The sequence below is a fragment of the Polaromonas sp. genome (genome assembly GCF_039930745.1).
GTDB lineage: Bacteria > Pseudomonadota > Gammaproteobacteria > Burkholderiales > Burkholderiaceae_C > Polaromonas.
In genome coordinates, this window is record NZ_JBDTTH010000051.1 from 1 (window position 1) to 15838 (window position 15838).

A 15838-nucleotide genomic window follows, 5' to 3' on the forward strand; every position below is an offset into this window, starting at 1 on the left:
AGTCGCGGCAGGTGATGCGGTTGCCGGTCCAGTTGTGGAAGTACTCGTGGCCGACCACGCTTTCGATGTTCGAATAATCGGTGTCCGTCGCCGTGGCCTGGTTGGCCAGCACGTACTTGGTGTTGAAGATGTTCAGGCCCTTGTTTTCCATGGCGCCCATGTTGAAGTCGCTGGTGGCGACAATCATGAAGCGCTCCAGGTCCAGGCTCAGGCCGAAGCGGGCTTCGTCCCAGGCTACCGAATGCATGAGCGAGTTCATTGCGTGTTCGGTCTTGTCCAGGTCGCCGGGGCGCACATAAACCTGCAGCAAATGGTCTTTACCGGCGCGCGAGGTGATGCGCTGCTCGCGCGCCACCAGCTGGCCGGCCACCAGTGCAAACAGGTAGGCGGGTTTCTTGTGCGGGTCTAGCCATTTGGCAAAGTGGCGGCCTTCGGCCAGCTCACCTTGCTCCACCAGATTGCCGTTGGACAGTAGCACGGGGTACTTTGCCTTGTCGGCACGCAGCGTCACCGTGTAGCTGGCCATCACATCGGGGCGGTCCAGGAAGTAGGTGATGCGGCGAAAGCCTTCAGCCTCGCACTGGGTGAAGAAGGAGTCGTTGCTGACGTACAGGCCCATCAGCTTGGTGTTCTTCACCGGTGCGCAGGTGGTGAAAATTTCCAGCTCGAAAGGCTCGGTGCCGGCCGGCAGGTTTTCCAGCACCAGTTTGTCGCCCTCCATCTTGAAGGAAGTGCCCTGGCCATTGACCAGCACGCGTGCCAGGTTCAGCTCTTCGCCGTCAAGCTTGAGCGGCTGGGCCGGCACGTCGGCATTGCGCCGCAAGGTCATCTTGTTGAGCACACGCGTCTTGGCCGGGTCCAGGTCAAATGACAGGTCGACGGTGTCGATCCAGTAGGCGGGGGCGATGTAATCTGCACGGTGGATGGCCGTGGCTTGTCCTTCACGCAGCATGGTGGGTTCCTAAGGTTAAGTCGGCCTGGCACCGCAGCCAATGGCGTGCGGGGCATGGATTGCGGGTCAGGCCCGCAATGACAGCTATTGAATTCATACGCCTTGCTTCAGTGAAGCTTCGATGAATGGGTCGAGGTCGCCGTCAAGCACCTTTTGGGTGGCCGAGGTTTCGTAGTTGGTGCGCAGATCCTTGATACGGCTCTGGTCCAGCACGTAGCTTCGAATCTGGTGACCCCAGCCCACGTCTGTCTTGGTGTCTTCCAGCTTCTGCTGGGCTTCCTGCTGTTTGCGCAACTCGAAGTCGTACAGCCGCGAACGCAGGCGTTTCCACGCCACGTCGCGGTTGCTGTGCTGGCTGCGGCCGTCCTGGCACTGCACCACGATGCCGGTCGGGATGTGCGTCAGGCGCACCGCCGAGTCGGTCTTGTTGATGTGCTGGCCACCGGCGCCGCTGGCGCGGAAGGTGTCGGTACGCACGTCCGACGGATTGATGTCGATCTCGATCGAGTCGTCAATCTCGGGGTACACAAACACCGAAGCAAACGAGGTGTGGCGCCCGCCGGAAGAGTCAAACGGCGACTTGCGCACCAGGCGGTGCACGCCGGTTTCGGTGCGCAGCAGGCCAAAGGCGTATTCGCCCTCGATCTTGATGGTGGCACCCTTGATGCCTGCGGTGTCGCCCGGTGTTTCGTCTTCGATCTGAGTCTTGAAGCCCTTGCGCTCAGCGTACTTGAGGTACTGGCGCAGCAGCATGCTGGCCCAGTCACAGGCTTCGGTGCCGCCGGCGCCAGCCTGGATATCCAGAAAGCAGGGCAGGGGATCGGCCGGGTTGTTGAACATCCGGCGGAATTCCATTTTTTCGACTTCGCCAGCCACAACCGAGGCTTCGGCCTCAATAGACTGCATGCCGGCTTCGTCGCCCTCGGCTTTCGACATGTCGAACAACTCGGTGTTGTCGGCCAGTTCCTGCGTCAGGCGGTCAATCACGTGGACCACGTCTTCCAGGGATTTCTTCTCCCGGCCGAGCTCCTGCGCGCGTTTGGGGTTATCCCAGACTTTCGGGTCTTCCAGTGCGGCGTTGACTTCGCTTAATTTACGTTCTTTGGCAGGGTAGTCAAAGATACCCCCGAAGCTCGTTGACTCTGGTGCTCAGGTCTGCGAGCTGGTTGCCAATGGTATTGATGTGTTCTGCTTCCATGAGAGAGTCCTGTCCTGATCTTGGGTTCAATCCGGCATTTTCTCATGCTCTGGGGCGCGGACCCGCCAGAGGGCTTTGACAGCCGGCAGCGCCCGTCTGAGCGGCTCAGAAAGCCGGGGCGGCCGGGGGATCCAGGGGCAGGGTGACCGTGAACACGGAACCTTCGCCCAACCGGCTCTCCACGCGGATACTCCCGCCGTGCGCCTCGACCAGCTGGTGGGTGATGTACAGGCCCAGGCCGAGGCCGCCGGTACCGTCGTCGCTCACGATGCGGGAGAACTGCTCGAAAATGCGCTGCTGGTCCGCTTCGGAAACGCCCCGGCCCTGGTCCCGCACGGAAATACAGGCGCCCTGCGGCAGCGGGCTCAGGCTGACGTCCACCGGCTTGCCTGCGCCGTAGCGCAGCGCATTGGTCAGCAGGTTGATCACCACCTGTTCGATGCGGAACTCGTCCCCCATCGCGGTGACAGGCTTGGCAGCGTCGAGTGTGATGGTGCAGCCGGCGGCCAGGGCCTGGTTGGAGAGGTTGGCCACCACCCGTTCCAGCAGCGAAGAAAGTTCCACCGGGGCTGGCCGGATGGACAACTGGTTGCTGCGTATGCGCGAGGCGTCCATCATGTCGTCGATCAGGCGCGTCATCGCCTCGATCTGGCGCTTGTCGCGAGCCACCATGTTTTGCAGGTACGGTGTGTCGAAAATGTCGATGCGCCCGCGGTCCAGCTGCATCTTGCGCATTTGTGCCTCCAGGAAAAGGCTGTTGAGCGGCGTGCGCAACTCGTGCACCACCATGGACATGAAGTCGTCGCGCATGCGGATGGCGGCTTGCAGCTCGCCCTGGGTCGCCTGCAGTTGCTGCATCAGCACCTGCTGCTCCTTGCGGCTTGCCTCAAGGGCCTCGACCTGCCGGCGTGTTTCCATGCGCTGGCAGTACAGGTCCACAAAAACATTGACCTTGCCGCGCACGGCATCCACATCCAGCGGCTTGTACAGAAAATCCACCGCCCCGGTGTCATAGCCGGTGAAGGCGTAGTTCTGTTCCTTGCCGGCAGCGGTGACGAAAATAATGGGAATCTGCCGGGTTTTTTCGGTGCCGCGCATCAGCTCGGCCAGCTCGAAGCCACTCATGCCCGGCATCTGCACGTCGAGGATGGCCAGTGCAAATTCGTGTTCGAGCAGCAGGTCCAGTGCCTTTTCGCCGGAGCTGGCCTGGAAGATTTCGCGGCCGTCGCGGCGAATCAGGGCATTGAGCGCCAGCAGGTTGTCGGGGAGGTCGTCAACGATCAGGACTTTGGCGGCTTCAGGTTTTCGCATGGTTTTGATCAAGTTGGATGAGCAGTTGCCGGATGCCGTCCAGCGTGAGAATGAGGTTGGGTTTGAGCGTGCGGATGGCGGCTTGCGGCATGGTGGCCACCTGGGCTTCGGCCGGGTCCTGCACCGCGGTAAGGCCGCCACAATGCTTGATGCGGGCCAAACCCGCGGCGCCGTCAAAATTGGCGCCGGTGAGCAGCACGCCGGCAAGGCTGGGGCCGTAGGCGTCGGCGGCGGAATCCATCAATACGTCGATCGACGGCCGTGAATAGTTGACGGGTTCTTCGCAGCTCAGCGAAAAAGTCCGGTCCATCTCTATCGACAGGTGGTAGCCGGAGCCGGCGAAATACAGGGTGGACGGGGCAATGGGTTCCTTGTCGGCCGCCTCGCGCACCGTCATGCCCAGCCTTTGCTGGAAGACGTCGGCCAACCGGCTGTCGCGCTCTTTCGGCAAATGCAGCACCGCAATAATGGGCAGCGAAAAGCGCTCCGGCAGCCCTGACAGCAGGGTCAGCAAGGCGTGCACTCCGCCGGCTGAGGCGCCGATCACCACGGCCTCGACGGCATGTCTTTCTGCGACCTGCTGGATATCCATGAGACTGCTCAGGCCTCCAGCTTGCGGAAAATCCGCTCGGACCGGTCCAGCGATTCAAAAAACGTGGCGTGCGCCGAGAAGTCGATGCTTTCCTTGCTGCCCAGGCCCATGAAGCCGCGGTGGCTCAGCGATTCGTGAAACAGGCCGAGCGCGCGGTCTTGCAGCTTCTTGTTGAAGTAAATCAGCACATTGCGGCAGAGCACCAGCTGGGTTTCCGAAAACACACTGTCCGTGGCCAGGCTGTGGTCGGCAAAGGTGATGTTGTCGCGCAGGGACTTGTCGAAAATCGCGGCCTCGTAAGCGGCCGTGTAGTAGTCGGAAAACGCCTGCTGGCCACCGGCGGCCTGGTAGTTGGCGGTATGGCCCTGAATGCTGGCCAGCGAAAAAATGCCCAGGCGCGCTTTGGCCAGCGACTTGGGGTTGATGTCAGTCGCGTAAATCAGGGAGCGGTCGAGCAGGCCTTCTTCCTTGAGCAGGATGGCCAGCGAGTACACCTCCTCGCCGGTGCTGCAGCCTGCGACCCAGATCTTCAGCGAAGGATAGGTACGCAGGACGGGAACGACCTGTTGGCGTAGGGCCAGGAAAAACGAGGGGTCGCGAAACATTTCGCTGACGGGAATGGTCAGATACTGCAGCAGTTGCATGAAGACATCGGGGTCCTGCACAACGGCTGCCTGCAGGGCGGGAATCGTCGGGTAGCCGAGTTGCGCGAGCGCCTTGATCACCCGCCTTTTCTGGGAAGCCCCCGCGTAGTCTCGGAAGTCGTAGCTGTACTGGCTGTAGATGGCCTGCACCAGAAGGTGCATGTCGGCTTCCGAGTGGTCCCCGGCGGTGTCTCTGCCGGGGGCGCGCCGTGGTGCCGGCGAGGGGATGTCAGGCTTTTTGGGCATTCAGATACGGTCTGTTGCTGGCATCCACACGCGAAGCAGGGAAAACAGGCGATCCAGGTCAATCGGCTTGGCCAGGTAGTCGCTGGTGCCGGCCTTGAGGCATTGCTCTTGGTCGTCTTTCATGGCCTTGGCGGTGACGGCAATGATGGGCAGCTTTTTGAAGCGTGCATCCTTGCGGATGCGGCGCGTGGCCTCCAGTCCGTCCATGCCCGGCATCATGATGTCCATCAGGACGAGGTCGATGTCGCTGATGTCGTCGAGCTTGCTGATGGCCTCGAAGCCGTTGCGGCCGATCTCGACCCGCATGCCCTTGTGCTCCAGGGCGCTGGTCAGGGCAAAGATGTTTCGCGCGTCGTCGTCCACCACCAGGACCTTGCGGCCTTCAAAGGCGATGTCCCGGCTGCGCAGGCTCTTGAGCATGATCTGGCGATCCGCTGAGAGCTCCGACTCGACCTTGTGCAGGAAGAGGGTGACTTCGTCGAGCAGCCGCTCGGGCGAGCGCGCGCCTTTCATGATGATGGCGCGTGAATACTTCAGCAGGCCGGCTTCTTCCTGGCGGCTCAGGTTGCGCCCGGTGTAGACGATGACCGGCGGGAACGATGAAATACCTTCGGTCGACATGCGTTCAAGCAGTTCGTGGCCCTGCATGTCCGGGAACTTCAGGTCCATGATCATGCAGTCAAAAACCGTATTGGCCAGAAGCCCGAGCGCTTCGCCGCCGGTCTCCACCGCGGTGATCTCGACGTCGCCGTCGCCGATCAGCTGCACGACACTGGCGCGTTGCAAGGCATCGCCTTCGACCAGCAGCACGCGTTTGATTTTCTGGGCCAATTTGTCGCCCAGCTTCTGGAACACTTCCTTGAGCTGCTCGCGCGTGGTCGGCTTGAGCGCATAGCCGATGGCGCCCATCTGCAGGGCTTCTTCGCTGAGGTCGTCGCCCGACACCACGTGCACGGGAATGTGGCGTGTCTTTGGGTTTTCCTTGAGCCGCTGCAATACCGTCAGGCCCGGTCGGTCAGGCAAGCCCATGTCGAGCAGGATAGCGTGGGGCAGGAACTGCATGGCCAGCGCAAAACCGTCTTCGGCGCCGTGGGCCACGATGCAGTGGTAATTCATCTCACGCGCCAGGTCGTACAGGATCTGCGCAAAAATAACGTCATCCTCAATCACCAGCACCAGACGGTCGCCGGGCGGCAGTTCCCTGTCGTCGGAAAAAGCCGCGGCGGGAACGGGCACAGGCAGGGGGGCGGGTGCCAACACCGGCGCCGGGTTGCGGAGCCGGCCGGGCGCCCGCCTGGTGGGTTTCGTGTCAGGCTGGGGAGCGGGTGCCGGGCTCCATTCGCACGGCAGCAGCAGGGTGAAGGTGCTGCCCCCGCCCTCGCTGCTTTCCACCGAGAGGGAGCCGCCCAGCAGGATGGTCAGGTCGCGGGAAATCGACAGGCCCAGCCCGGTGCCGCCGTAACGCCGGCTGGTGGTGCCGTCGGCTTGGCGGAAGGCGTCAAAAATAAGCTGTTGCTGGTCGGGGCGTATGCCGATGCCCGAATCACGCACGGAAAAGGCGATGGCGCCTTGCGGCTGCAGCGAGACGCGAAGGCTGACCTCCCCGGCGTCGGTGAATTTGATGGCGTTGGAAAGCAGGTTTTTCAGGATCTGCTCGACCCGCTGACGGTCGGTTTTGAGCGTGGCGGGAGTGCCTGATTCGACGCGGATGTTGAGGCTCAGTTTTTTCTGGTCGGCCAGCGGTGCAAACGTGTCTTTCAGCGAATCCACCAACTTGCCCACCACCATGTTCTCTGGTGAAAGCTCCAGCTTGCCGGCTTCAACCTTGGAAATGTCGAGGATGTCGTTGATCAGGCTTAGCAGGTCGTTGCCAGCCGAATAGATGGACTGCGCAAAGCGGACCTCTTCCTGGCTGAGGTGGCCCTGCGGGTTGTCGGCCAGCAGCTTGGCAAGAATCAGCGAGCTGTTCAGCGGCGTGCGCAACTCGTGTGACATGTTGGCGAGGAATTCCGACTTGTAGCGACTGGCGCGGCTCAACTCGGTGGCGCGTTCCTCGAGCAGGGTCTGAGCCTGATTGAGCGCTGCATTCTTGTGGTCCAGCGACAGGGCCACTTCGGAGAGCTGCTCGTTGGTCTGCTCGAGTTCGGCCTGCTGGTTCTCCAGCGTGACCTGGTATTCCTTGAGCACGCGGGATTGCTCTTCGAGTTCTTCGTTGGTGGTGCGGAGTTCTTCCTGCTGGACCTGAAGCTCTTCATTGAGTTCCTGAGCCTGACTGAGCACGTCCTCAAGACGCCGGCGGTACAGTGCCGCGTGGATGGAGTTGCCGATGTTGCTGGCAATCATGGTGACGAACTCCAGGTCGCGCGGGGCCAGGGCCCTGAGGAAACCGAGTTCGACCACGCCGTTGACCTGCCCATCGTTGTGCACGGGAACCACCAGCACATGGCGGGCTGACCCTTGGCCCAGGCCGGAGCTGACCTTGAGGTAGCTGGCCGGCAGGTCGTCCAGCTGGAGCACCCGGTTTTCAAGGGCAGCCTGGCCGACCAGGCCTTCACCGCTGCCGGCCGTTTGCCCGTCATCGTGGCCGTCATGGGTCTGGCCGTAGGCCGCCACGCGCTGCAGCTCGCCGTTTTCCTGGCGAACGTAAAGAGCAGCCACCTGCACATCGAGATAACGTGCCAGGAACTCCAGCACGCTGCGGCCCAGCGACGCCAGCGCGTGCTGGCCCAGGGTGTGTTCCGCCAACTGCCGCTGGCCGGTGCGCAGCCAGAGTTGCTGCTCCAGCAGCAATGCAGTGGCGGCTTGCTTGTGTTCAGCTTCTCCGTAAGAGTCCGACAGGCCCTGCAGCTCCCGGTGACCCAGCAGCGCCAGCAGGCCGCTCAGGCCCAGGCTGAAGAGCAGGTAGGCGGCCATGCCCCAAGCTGTGTTGCTGCGGGCCTGCGCATTGCGGTCCTGCAGCAGGCGCTCTTCAATGCTGATGAATTCCGCGAATTCGCGCCGGATCTCGTCCGTCAGGCTTTTGCCGCCCGCCGAACGCACGGGTTGCTGGTAGTCGAGGTCCTTGCGCCGCAGGTCAACAATGGTCTGGGCAAACTCGTTCCATTGGGTTTGCAGCGCGGCGATGCGCCTGAGCCTGCTGACCTGGTCCTGGTTGTCTCGCACCAGGCCTGAGAGTGTGGCCGTTTCAGCGGCGATGCGCGGCTTGCCGATTTCAAAGGGCTGGAGCAGGGGCTCTTCGCCGGTGACCAGGTAGCCGTACATGCTGGCTTCCATGTCGGCGCCCAGCTTGGCAATCTGGTTGGCGCTGCTGATGGCCCGCTCTGCCTGCTCAACCCCGCCCAGGGCAGACAGCAGATAGAAGATCAGGGCAACAAAAACGGCGGCGCTGAGGGCGCCTACGCCTAGCGGCAGGCTGACATTGCGCGTCAGGATGCGGCGATAGTTTTCCTCATGGATGGCGCTGGGTGCGGTCATGAATCTTCCCCGCGCGAGGCGCAAAGCCCTGATTGTCCTACAAAGGCGGCATTGGCAGTGTGCGTTAGCGCACTTAAACCCTTGCTCAGGCCCTAGCGCAGGAAATCTTCGATCAAGCGGGCTAGCTGCTCCGGCTGGTCATGGTGCAGCATATGGCCGGCATCCTGCACCACCGCGGTGGTGGCTTGTGGCACGGATTGCAGCCGCTCGTGGTACTGGGCCAGCGTGTATTTGCCTTCCCACCACTTGCCCAGGGAATCGTCGGACGCCTCGATAGCCAGTGTGGGTGCGCTGATGCGCTGGTAAATCTCCAGCACCTCGTCCACCCGGTAAATCTGGGCATTGGTGATCTTGTGGGCCGCATCGCCCAGAATGTTCCACTGGCCCTGGGCATCCGGTGCGGCCCAGTGGCGGGCCAGCCAGTCGGCTTTGTCCTGGCTCAAGCGCGGGTTGGTGCGCATCAGGCGGCGGGCCACGCCGTCCACGTCGTTGTAGGGTTTGAGGGCCATCTCCCCGCGATGGAGGCTTTTGAGCTCGTCCATCCATTTGGCATAACGCCCTGGCGCCTGGCTGGGCCGCGTGGCCGGCATGCCAAAGCCTTCCAGGTTGACCAGCTTGCGAATGCGCTCGGGCCGCACCCCGGCATACAGCATGGCGACATTGCCGCCCATGCTGTGGCCGACAAGGTCCACCGGCTGATCCGCAGCGTAATGGTCGAGCAGGAAATCAAGGTCGGCCAGGTAGTCGGGAAACCAGAAGTTGTCTGCGCCGGCGCTGCCGGTCTGGCCGTAGCCGCGCCAGTCGGGTGCGATGACGGTACGGCCCTGCGCAAAGGCTTCGGACAGGGCGTCGATGACAAACTGGTATGACGCAGCCACGTCCATCCAGCCATGCACCAGCACCAGAGGCGGCAGGCTGCTCTGGGCTTCACCCCAATGAAGCACGTGGTAGTTGATGCCGCGTATAGGGACATACTCGCTGCGGGAAAGACGTTTTTCTTTGTACATTGGACGACCTGATGGGGTGTCCATCATAAGGAGACTTGGGTTGAAACGCAGTCAAGACAGGGACATGGCCTTGGTGCCGCCGCAAGACCAGTACGCCGCACTGCATCGCGGCTTTCGCTGGCAGGTGGATGAATACTTCAATATCGCCGAGGTGTGCTGCCGGCGCTGGGCAAAAGCCGATGGCAAGAAGAGTGCTATTAAAAGGGTAGCTATTCACGCCCACCAGACGGGGGCTGGAGGCACTTTTTATACTTATTTCCAGTTGCAGCAGGCCGCAGACGCATTGAGCCATGTGCTGGTGCAACAGGGCGTGCAGCGCGGCGACCGCGTGGCCATTGTGATGCCGCAGCGTTTCGAGACCGCCGTGGCCTATATGGCGGTGTTCCAGATGGGGGCGGTGGCCATGCCGCTGTCCATGCTGTTCGGCCCTGAGGCGCTGGAGTACCGGTTGCAGGACAGCGAGGCGGTGCTGGCGATTTGCGATGAAAACTCGATTGCCAGTGTCAACACCATTCGCAGCAAGTGCCCGGCCCTACGCACTGTCATGGCGGTGGGCGCGGCCGCAGGCCAAGGAGATGTGGACTACGAAACCGCCCTGGCGGCGCAGCAACGCGCTTTCACCGCCGTGAAAACCAAGGCCGACGACGCGGCCATCCTGATTTACACCAGCGGCACCACCGGCCCGCCCAAGGGCGCGCTGCTGGCGCACCGTGCGCTGATCGGTAATTTGCCGGGGTTTGTCTGCAGCCAGAACTGGTTTGGTTTTGACCCGTATCCCGATTTGAAAACTCCCTCCCCCGCGCGGGGGAGGGCTGGGGTGGGGGCGAACACAAAAAGGGCAACGCCCAGCAAGGGTGACCAGAACACGTCAGTGTTTTGGTCACCCGCAGACTGGGCCTGGACCGGCGGCCTGATGGATGCGCTGCTGCCGACGCTTTATTTCGGCCGTCCCATCGTGGCCTTCAACGGGCGCTTCAGCCCAGAGCTGGCCTTCAGCCTGATGGCCGAACAGGGCGTGACGCACACCTTTCTCTTCCCGACCGCGCTGAAAGCCATGATGAAGGCCTACCCGCAGCCGCGTAACCACTTCAAGCTCAAGCTGCAAGCCATGATGAGCGCGGGCGAAGCGGTGGGTGATGCGGTGTTTGCCTGGTGCCGTGACGAACTGGACCTGGTGGTCAACGAAATGTTCGGCCAGACCGAGATCAACTACGTGGTGGGCAACTGTTCTGCCCTGTGGCCGGCCCGGCCCGGCAGCATGGGCAAAGGCTATCCGGGCCACCGCGTGGCGATCATTGATGACGAAGGCAGTGAGTGCGCTGTGGGCGTGCCGGGTGACGTGTCGGTGAATCGCTTTGATGTTCACGGTGACCCTGACCCGATCTTCTTCCTGGGCTACTGGAAGAAGGAAGCCGCGACCCGGGGCAAGTTCACCGGCGACTGGTGCCGCACCGGCGACCTGGCGATCCGTGACGAAGATGGCTATCTCTGGTACGAAGGCCGGGCCGACGACGTGTTCAAGGCGGCGGGTTACCGCATCGGCCCTGGAGAAATCGAGAACTGCCTGGTCAAACACCCAGCTGTGGCGAATGCAGCAGTGGTGCCCAAACCCGACCGGGAACGCGGCGCCGTGGTCAAGGCCTACATTGTGCTTGCTCCTGATTTTGTAGCTGCTCGCGTACAACACGCGGGGGCTGGAGGCCAATTTGACATCAAACTCACGGCCGATCTGCAGGCCCACGTCAAGGGCCTGCTGGCGCCTTACGAGTACCCCAAGGAGATCGAGTTCATTGACGCGTTACCGATGACCACCACCGGCAAGGTGCAACGACGCGTGCTCAGGTTGCAGGAAGAGGAACGTTTCCGTGCGCTCACATCGTCCTGACCAAAAAAAAGCACTCGAAAGAGTGCTTTTTTTGTCTTCACCAGCAGGGGCCGCAGATCTGGCTTTGCCAGGCTGCAGGCGCCGTCCCCTGGAAGGGGAGAGGGCGCTACGCGCAGCGAGCGCCAACAGGGGTGAGTTCAGTTTTTTGGCTTCGCCGGCCTGCAGGCGCCGTCCCCTGAGGGGAAAGGGCGCTACACGAAGTGAGCGCCAATAGGGGGAACCTACTATCTAGCAGTGGCCTGCACAGGCTCAGCCACATAAATTTCAACGCGGCGGTTCTTCGAACGCCCTTCATTGGTGTTGTTGTCGGCGATAGGCTCGCGTTCACCACGGCCATCGGTGGCGATGCGGTTGCCTGCCACACCGCGGGACGCCAGGTAATTGCGTGTGCTGTTGGCACGGTCCATCGACAGCGGATTGTTGATGGCATCGCTGCCGGTGCTGTCGGTGTGGCCGATGATGGTGACGGTGGTCACCGGGTTCTGGTTCAGGCTGGCGGCGAACTGGTTCAGGATGGGCGCGAAGCTGGAGTTGATGTCCGAGCGGCCGGTGGCAAACGAAATGTCTGAAGGAATGTCGAGCTTGAGGCGGTTGTCGGCAGTCTGGCTCACAGCCACGCCGGTGCCGACGGTCGCCCGTTCCATCGCGGCCTTCTGGTCCTGCATGCGCTTGGACCAGAGATAGCCACCGCCCGCACCGACTGCGCCGCCCAACACCGCACCTTGTGCCGCGCCTTTGGAGCCACCGGTGGCAGCGCCGATCACCGCACCAGCCACAGCGCCGATGCCGGCACCTTTGGCGGTGCCCTGCTGGGTTTCGCTCATGTTGGCGCAGCCGCTCAGAAAGAGGGCGGCGCAGGTCAGGGAAGTGAGTACTAGTTTCATGGAGGCTCCTGGGACGTTGTTATGGAAAGGATTAAAACTTTTGTGTACGAATGGTAGGTGGTCATCAGGTATGAATTTGTAAGCGAATCGCCCGAAGTCCTGCCCGCCAGCGGCGATGCCGATGAGCCCTTAAACTAGCCGCGGCCTTCCCCCAACCCCTCTTTACCTTTACCCTCCTGCACTTTCCATCTCAACAATGCAAAAAATCCAGCTAGGCAGCAGCGACCTGCAAGTCACCCCCATTTGCCTGGGCACCATGACCTTCGGCGAGCAGGTCAATGAAGCCACAGCGCATTCAATTCTTGACCGCTCGCTGGAACGCGGCGTCAATTTTCTCGACACGGCGGAAATGTATTCGGTGCCGGCCAAGGCCGAAACCTTTGGCGCCACCGAAACTATCATCGGCAACTGGTTTGCCAAACGCCCGGGCGCCCGGGACAAGCTGGTGGTGGCCACCAAGGTCGCGGGCCCGGCGCGTGGCATGGCCTGGGTGCGCAAAGGCAGCCCCGACCTGACACCGCAGGACATCGTGCAGGCCTGCGAGGACAGCCTCAAGCGCCTGCAGCTTGAGACGATTGACCTGTACCAGATCCACTGGCCGGCGCGTCATGTGCCGGCTTTCGGCATGCTGTATTTCGATCCCGCGAAAGACAAGCCGGTCAGCTCCATCCATCAGCAACTGGAGGCACTGGGTGGCCTGGTGAAGGCCGGCAAGGTGCGCGCGATTGGCCTGTCCAACGAGACGCCTTATGGTGTGCATGAGTTTGTGCGCCTGGCAGAGCAGCACGGCCTGCCCAAGGTGGCAACGGTGCAGAACCCGTTTTGCCTGGTGAACCGCACGGTGGAAAACGGGCTGGATGAAACCATGCACAGGCTCGGTGTGTCGCTGCTGGCCTATTCGCCGCTGGCTTTTGGTCTGCTCACCGGAAAGTACGACGCAGGCGGCACCGCGGGCCCGAGTGCACCCGCGGATGCGCGTATTGCCAAATACGAAACGGTGCGCCAGCAGCGCTGGGGCCGGCCCGAAGCACTGGCAGCCGCTCGCCGCTACAACGCACTGGCCCGCGAACACGGGCTCACGCCCACGCAGCTCGCGCTGGCGTTTTGCTACACCAAATGGCAGGTGGCCAGCACCATCATTGGTGTGACTTCGGTAGCGCAGCTCGACGAAGACCTTGACGCCTGGGGCACCAAGCTAACCCCCGAAGTGCTCGTGGAGATTGACAAAATTCGTTGGGAAGCAAGAGACCCGGCATTGTGAGAACACTCGCCCAATTTGCGATCTTCTTTGGCTTGCTTGCCGCGAGTTCACTGGGCATCGCCCTGTCGAAATTTGCAGGCGAACGAACCATTGATTTCAGGACCAACGAATACCTGTTCGATCAGCGTTCCATCAGAGCATTGAAGGTGCACCTTTGCCGGGCGCAGGCGGACGGGGTTTCGATTGAACCTATCGTCGTTACGGGAGATGCTCAGGATTCTGAGCACGATGCCGATGCGTTGGCATGGGCAAGAGCCTCGAAAGTTGCTGCGGCATTGGAAGAAATTGGCATTCCCAAAAAGCTGCTTTTGGTTGGCACCAATCGCGCTGGTGGTCTGGTCCCGGAATTGGCGGACACAGGCCATCGAAAAAAAGTAGTAGTTCTATTTCAAGGTTTCAGGGGGAAACCGGTACTGGACTCTTGCGCAGAGGGTTTCAAGCCTTCCTGACTTTATGAAAAGGCACGTTAGCGAAACTCCCGCCACCGTCTTGCTCAAAGCGAGCAAAGTGGCTTTCACAGAACATCCCTACGAGTACCTGGAGCACGGCGGGGCAGAGCACAGCGCCCAGGTGCTGGGCCTGGATCCGTTCACCGTGGTCAAGACCCTGGTCATGCAGGACCAGGACGCCAGGCCCCTGCTGGTGCTGATGCACGGCAACCGCAAGGTGTCCACCAAAAACCTTGCACGCCAGATCGGCGCCAAATCGGTCGAGCCCTGCAAGCCGGAAACTGCCAACAGGCACAGTGGCTACCTGGTCGGCGGCACATCGCCGTTCGGCACGCGCAAGGCCATGCCGGTATATATCGAGGAAAGCATTCTGGCTCTGCCTAAAATTGCCATCAACGGCGGCAGGCGCGGCTACCTCGTCGGCATCGCGCCGCAGGTGTGCATCGAGTTGCTGGACGCGAAACCGGTCAACTGCGCGCTGGTCGATTAAAACAAGAAATACTGGAGAACCCCATGGATTACGTTTATTCCGTAGCCGCCGCGCTAGCTGCCTACCTGATCGGCTCCCTGTCGTTTGCGGTGATCGTCAGCCGGCTGATGGGCCTGAACGACCCACGCAGCTACGGCAGCAAAAACCCCGGTGCCACCAACGTGCTGCGTTCGGGCAACAAGGCCGCGGCCGTGCTCACGCTGCTGCTCGATGGTGTCAAGGGCTGGGTACCGATGGCGCTGGTCATGTGGTTCGGCAAAGACTACGGGATGCGCGAAGGCACGCTGGCCGCCGTCGGCCTGGCGGCCTTTGTCGGTCATCTCTACCCGGTGTTTTTCGGTTTCCAGGGCGGCAAGGGGGTGGCCACTGCGGCGGGCGTGCTGTTTGGCGTGCACTGGGTGCTAGGCCTGGCCACGCTGGCGACGTGGATCATCGTGGCGATTTTTTCGCGCTACTCGTCGCTTGCGTCGATTGCCTGCGCGATCTTTGCGCCCTGGTACTACCTGGTCGGCGACCGCTCGTTCTGGTACGTCGACAAATTGATGGCTGTGGCCATTGTGACGATGAGCGCCTTCCTGATTTTCCGGCACCGGGAAAACATCATCAAGCTGCTCAAGGGAACGGAGTCGAAGCTGGGCGCCAGCAGGAAAAGCTGAGCTCCCCGGAAATATGCTATGAATTAGATAGCTGCTTGCGCCCGAGTGGAAAGGGCTACAGCCTGTTTTTATTCAAAATCGCTTGACCAGCGTCATCTGGTCGTTTTCCCGGATCATCTGGAAACGCGTTAGGAAGCTGTTGCCCAGCAGCATGTAGGGCATCGGCTGGGGTGCTACCACGGCGTCAATGTCGTAGACCTCGACATCGCCGACCCGTACAGAGCCGAGTTTGATCCGATAGCCCATCGCCACGCCATTGGCGGTGCTCATTTGCACGGGCTGACCATCTTTGTACTTGATGCCGGCGCGTTCGGCATCAGCAGCGCTCATGGCAACGCCGGTGGCTCCGGTGTCCACCATGAATTGCACCGCACGGCCATTGATCTGGCCGGGGGTAAAAAAATGACCGCCGGTGCCGGCCGTCAGCACAATGCGGTTGCCTTTACCGGCAACACCTGCCGCGCCACCACCACCCGCACCCACGCTGACCGGCGCATCCCCGACGCGCAGGGTGTGGCGCTTGCCATTGAGTTCGAGCACAGCCTGGTCGCCGGACGTGGAGATGACCTTCACATCCATGTGTTTTTCGCCCGCTGCAACCGATTTCGGCGCAGCGCCGTTAACCACTAACAGTGCCTTGTTGCCCAGCACGCCGGCCAGGGCGACGCTTTGGGCGTGCGCCATACCGCAACACCCCGCCAGCACCCCAAACCACAGTGCAAGTTTGCGTGCGTGAGGTCCCCATCCCACACCAGCCGGGGCCGCGGAACCGGCTTCGCCGGGCCGCAG

14 protein-coding genes are annotated in these 15838 nt (G+C 61.8%); 5 read left to right on the top strand and 9 right to left on the bottom strand.

What is annotated here, in order from left to right:
* The 7 genes from ABI660_RS15035 to ABI660_RS15065 form a co-directional block, all read right to left on the bottom strand.
* Positions 1-952: M1 family aminopeptidase (locus ABI660_RS15035; protein WP_348069450.1), on the bottom strand; the 952-nt coding region annotated here is incomplete at its 3' end.
* 93 nt (positions 953-1045) lie between these two features.
* A protein-coding gene (gene prfB / locus ABI660_RS15040) for a peptide chain release factor 2 (RefSeq protein WP_348069452.1) occupies positions 1046-2150 on the bottom strand; the annotation gives its coding sequence in 2 pieces (ribosomal slippage) (positions 1046-2068 and positions 2070-2150; 1104 coding nt in all).
* 105 nt (positions 2151-2255) lie between these two features.
* Positions 2256-3461 carry a hybrid sensor histidine kinase/response regulator gene (locus ABI660_RS15045; RefSeq protein ID WP_348069454.1) on the bottom strand — a complete coding sequence of 402 codons (1206 nt, stop codon included), beginning with the start codon at positions 3459-3461 and terminating at the stop codon, positions 2256-2258.
* The gene (locus ABI660_RS15050; RefSeq protein WP_348069456.1) at positions 3448-4053 is read right to left on the bottom strand and encodes a chemotaxis protein CheB; all 606 of its coding nucleotides are present in this window, start codon (positions 4051-4053) and stop codon (positions 3448-3450) included. The genes ABI660_RS15045 and ABI660_RS15050 overlap by 14 nt, the downstream gene beginning before the upstream one ends.
* Before the next feature lie 8 nt (positions 4054-4061).
* Positions 4062-4943: a protein-glutamate O-methyltransferase CheR gene (locus ABI660_RS15055; RefSeq protein ID WP_348069458.1), complete on the bottom strand. Its 882-nt coding sequence runs from the start codon at positions 4941-4943 to the stop codon at positions 4062-4064.
* Complete coding sequence (locus ABI660_RS15060; RefSeq protein WP_348069460.1) at positions 4944-8417, bottom strand: response regulator; 3474 nt, start codon at positions 8415-8417, stop codon at positions 4944-4946.
* A gap of 92 nt (positions 8418-8509) precedes the next feature.
* The gene (locus ABI660_RS15065) at positions 8510-9424 is read right to left on the bottom strand and encodes an alpha/beta hydrolase (protein ID WP_348069462.1); all 915 of its coding nucleotides are present in this window, start codon (positions 9422-9424) and stop codon (positions 8510-8512) included.
* A 64-nt stretch (positions 9425-9488) separates the two neighbouring features.
* Between ABI660_RS15065 and ABI660_RS15070 the strand changes: the two genes are divergently transcribed.
* Positions 9489-11309 (top strand): AMP-binding protein, encoded by a 1821-nt coding sequence (locus ABI660_RS15070; RefSeq protein ID WP_348069508.1) that lies wholly within the window; start codon positions 9489-9491, stop codon positions 11307-11309.
* A 224-nt stretch (positions 11310-11533) separates the two neighbouring features.
* Here the strand turns inward: ABI660_RS15070 and ABI660_RS15075 are convergent, their stop codons facing one another.
* Positions 11534-12193 carry an OmpA family protein gene (locus ABI660_RS15075; protein WP_348069464.1) on the bottom strand — a complete coding sequence of 220 codons (660 nt, stop codon included), beginning with the start codon at positions 12191-12193 and terminating at the stop codon, positions 11534-11536.
* A gap of 196 nt (positions 12194-12389) precedes the next feature.
* Here ABI660_RS15075 and ABI660_RS15080 point away from each other — a divergent pair, with 196 nt between their 5' ends.
* From ABI660_RS15080 to plsY, 4 genes are read left to right on the top strand one after another with little or no spacing between them, the layout of a single operon-like run.
* Positions 12390-13454, top strand: a complete 1065-nt coding sequence (locus ABI660_RS15080) for an aldo/keto reductase (RefSeq protein WP_348069466.1) — start codon at positions 12390-12392, stop codon at positions 13452-13454.
* Complete coding sequence (locus tag ABI660_RS15085; protein WP_348069468.1) at positions 13451-13903, top strand: hypothetical protein; 453 nt, start codon at positions 13451-13453, stop codon at positions 13901-13903. The genes ABI660_RS15080 and ABI660_RS15085 overlap by 4 nt, the downstream gene beginning before the upstream one ends.
* 4 nt (positions 13904-13907) lie before the next feature.
* On the top strand, positions 13908-14393 hold the full coding sequence (gene ybaK / locus ABI660_RS15090; protein WP_348069470.1) for a Cys-tRNA(Pro) deacylase: 486 nt from the start codon (positions 13908-13910) through the stop codon (positions 14391-14393).
* 23 nt (positions 14394-14416) lie between these two features.
* Positions 14417-15049, top strand: coding sequence for a glycerol-3-phosphate 1-O-acyltransferase PlsY (plsY, locus tag ABI660_RS15095; RefSeq protein ID WP_348069472.1), 633 nt, complete (start codon positions 14417-14419; stop codon positions 15047-15049).
* A 72-nt stretch (positions 15050-15121) separates the two neighbouring features.
* On the opposite strand, the gene ABI660_RS15100 is transcribed toward plsY, so the two are convergent.
* Positions 15122-15733: a retropepsin-like aspartic protease gene (locus tag ABI660_RS15100; RefSeq protein WP_348069474.1), complete on the bottom strand. Its 612-nt coding sequence runs from the start codon at positions 15731-15733 to the stop codon at positions 15122-15124.
* Positions 15734-15838: the final 105 nt, after the last annotated feature.

Coding starts and splice junctions, on each gene's coding strand:
- ABI660_RS15045 (WP_348069454.1), bottom strand. CDS start 3,461: ATGCGAAAACCTGAAGCCGCCAAAGTCCTGATCGTTGACGACCTCCCC.
- ABI660_RS15050 (WP_348069456.1), bottom strand. CDS start 4,053: ATGGATATCCAGCAGGTCGCAGAAAGACATGCCGTCGAGGCCGTGGTG.
- ABI660_RS15055 (WP_348069458.1), bottom strand. CDS start 4,943: ATGCCCAAAAAGCCTGACATCCCCTCGCCGGCACCACGGCGCGCCCCC.
- ABI660_RS15060 (WP_348069460.1), bottom strand. CDS start 8,417: ATGACCGCACCCAGCGCCATCCATGAGGAAAACTATCGCCGCATCCTG.
- ABI660_RS15065 (WP_348069462.1), bottom strand. CDS start 9,424: ATGTACAAAGAAAAACGTCTTTCCCGCAGCGAGTATGTCCCTATACGC.
- ABI660_RS15070 (WP_348069508.1), top strand. CDS start 9,489: ATGGCCTTGGTGCCGCCGCAAGACCAGTACGCCGCACTGCATCGCGGC.
- ABI660_RS15075 (WP_348069464.1), bottom strand. CDS start 12,193: ATGAAACTAGTACTCACTTCCCTGACCTGCGCCGCCCTCTTTCTGAGC.
- ABI660_RS15080 (WP_348069466.1), top strand. CDS start 12,390: ATGCAAAAAATCCAGCTAGGCAGCAGCGACCTGCAAGTCACCCCCATT.
- ybaK (WP_348069470.1), top strand. CDS start 13,908: ATGAAAAGGCACGTTAGCGAAACTCCCGCCACCGTCTTGCTCAAAGCG.
- plsY (WP_348069472.1), top strand. CDS start 14,417: ATGGATTACGTTTATTCCGTAGCCGCCGCGCTAGCTGCCTACCTGATC.
- ABI660_RS15100 (WP_348069474.1), bottom strand. CDS start 15,733: ATGGCGCACGCCCAAAGCGTCGCCCTGGCCGGCGTGCTGGGCAACAAG.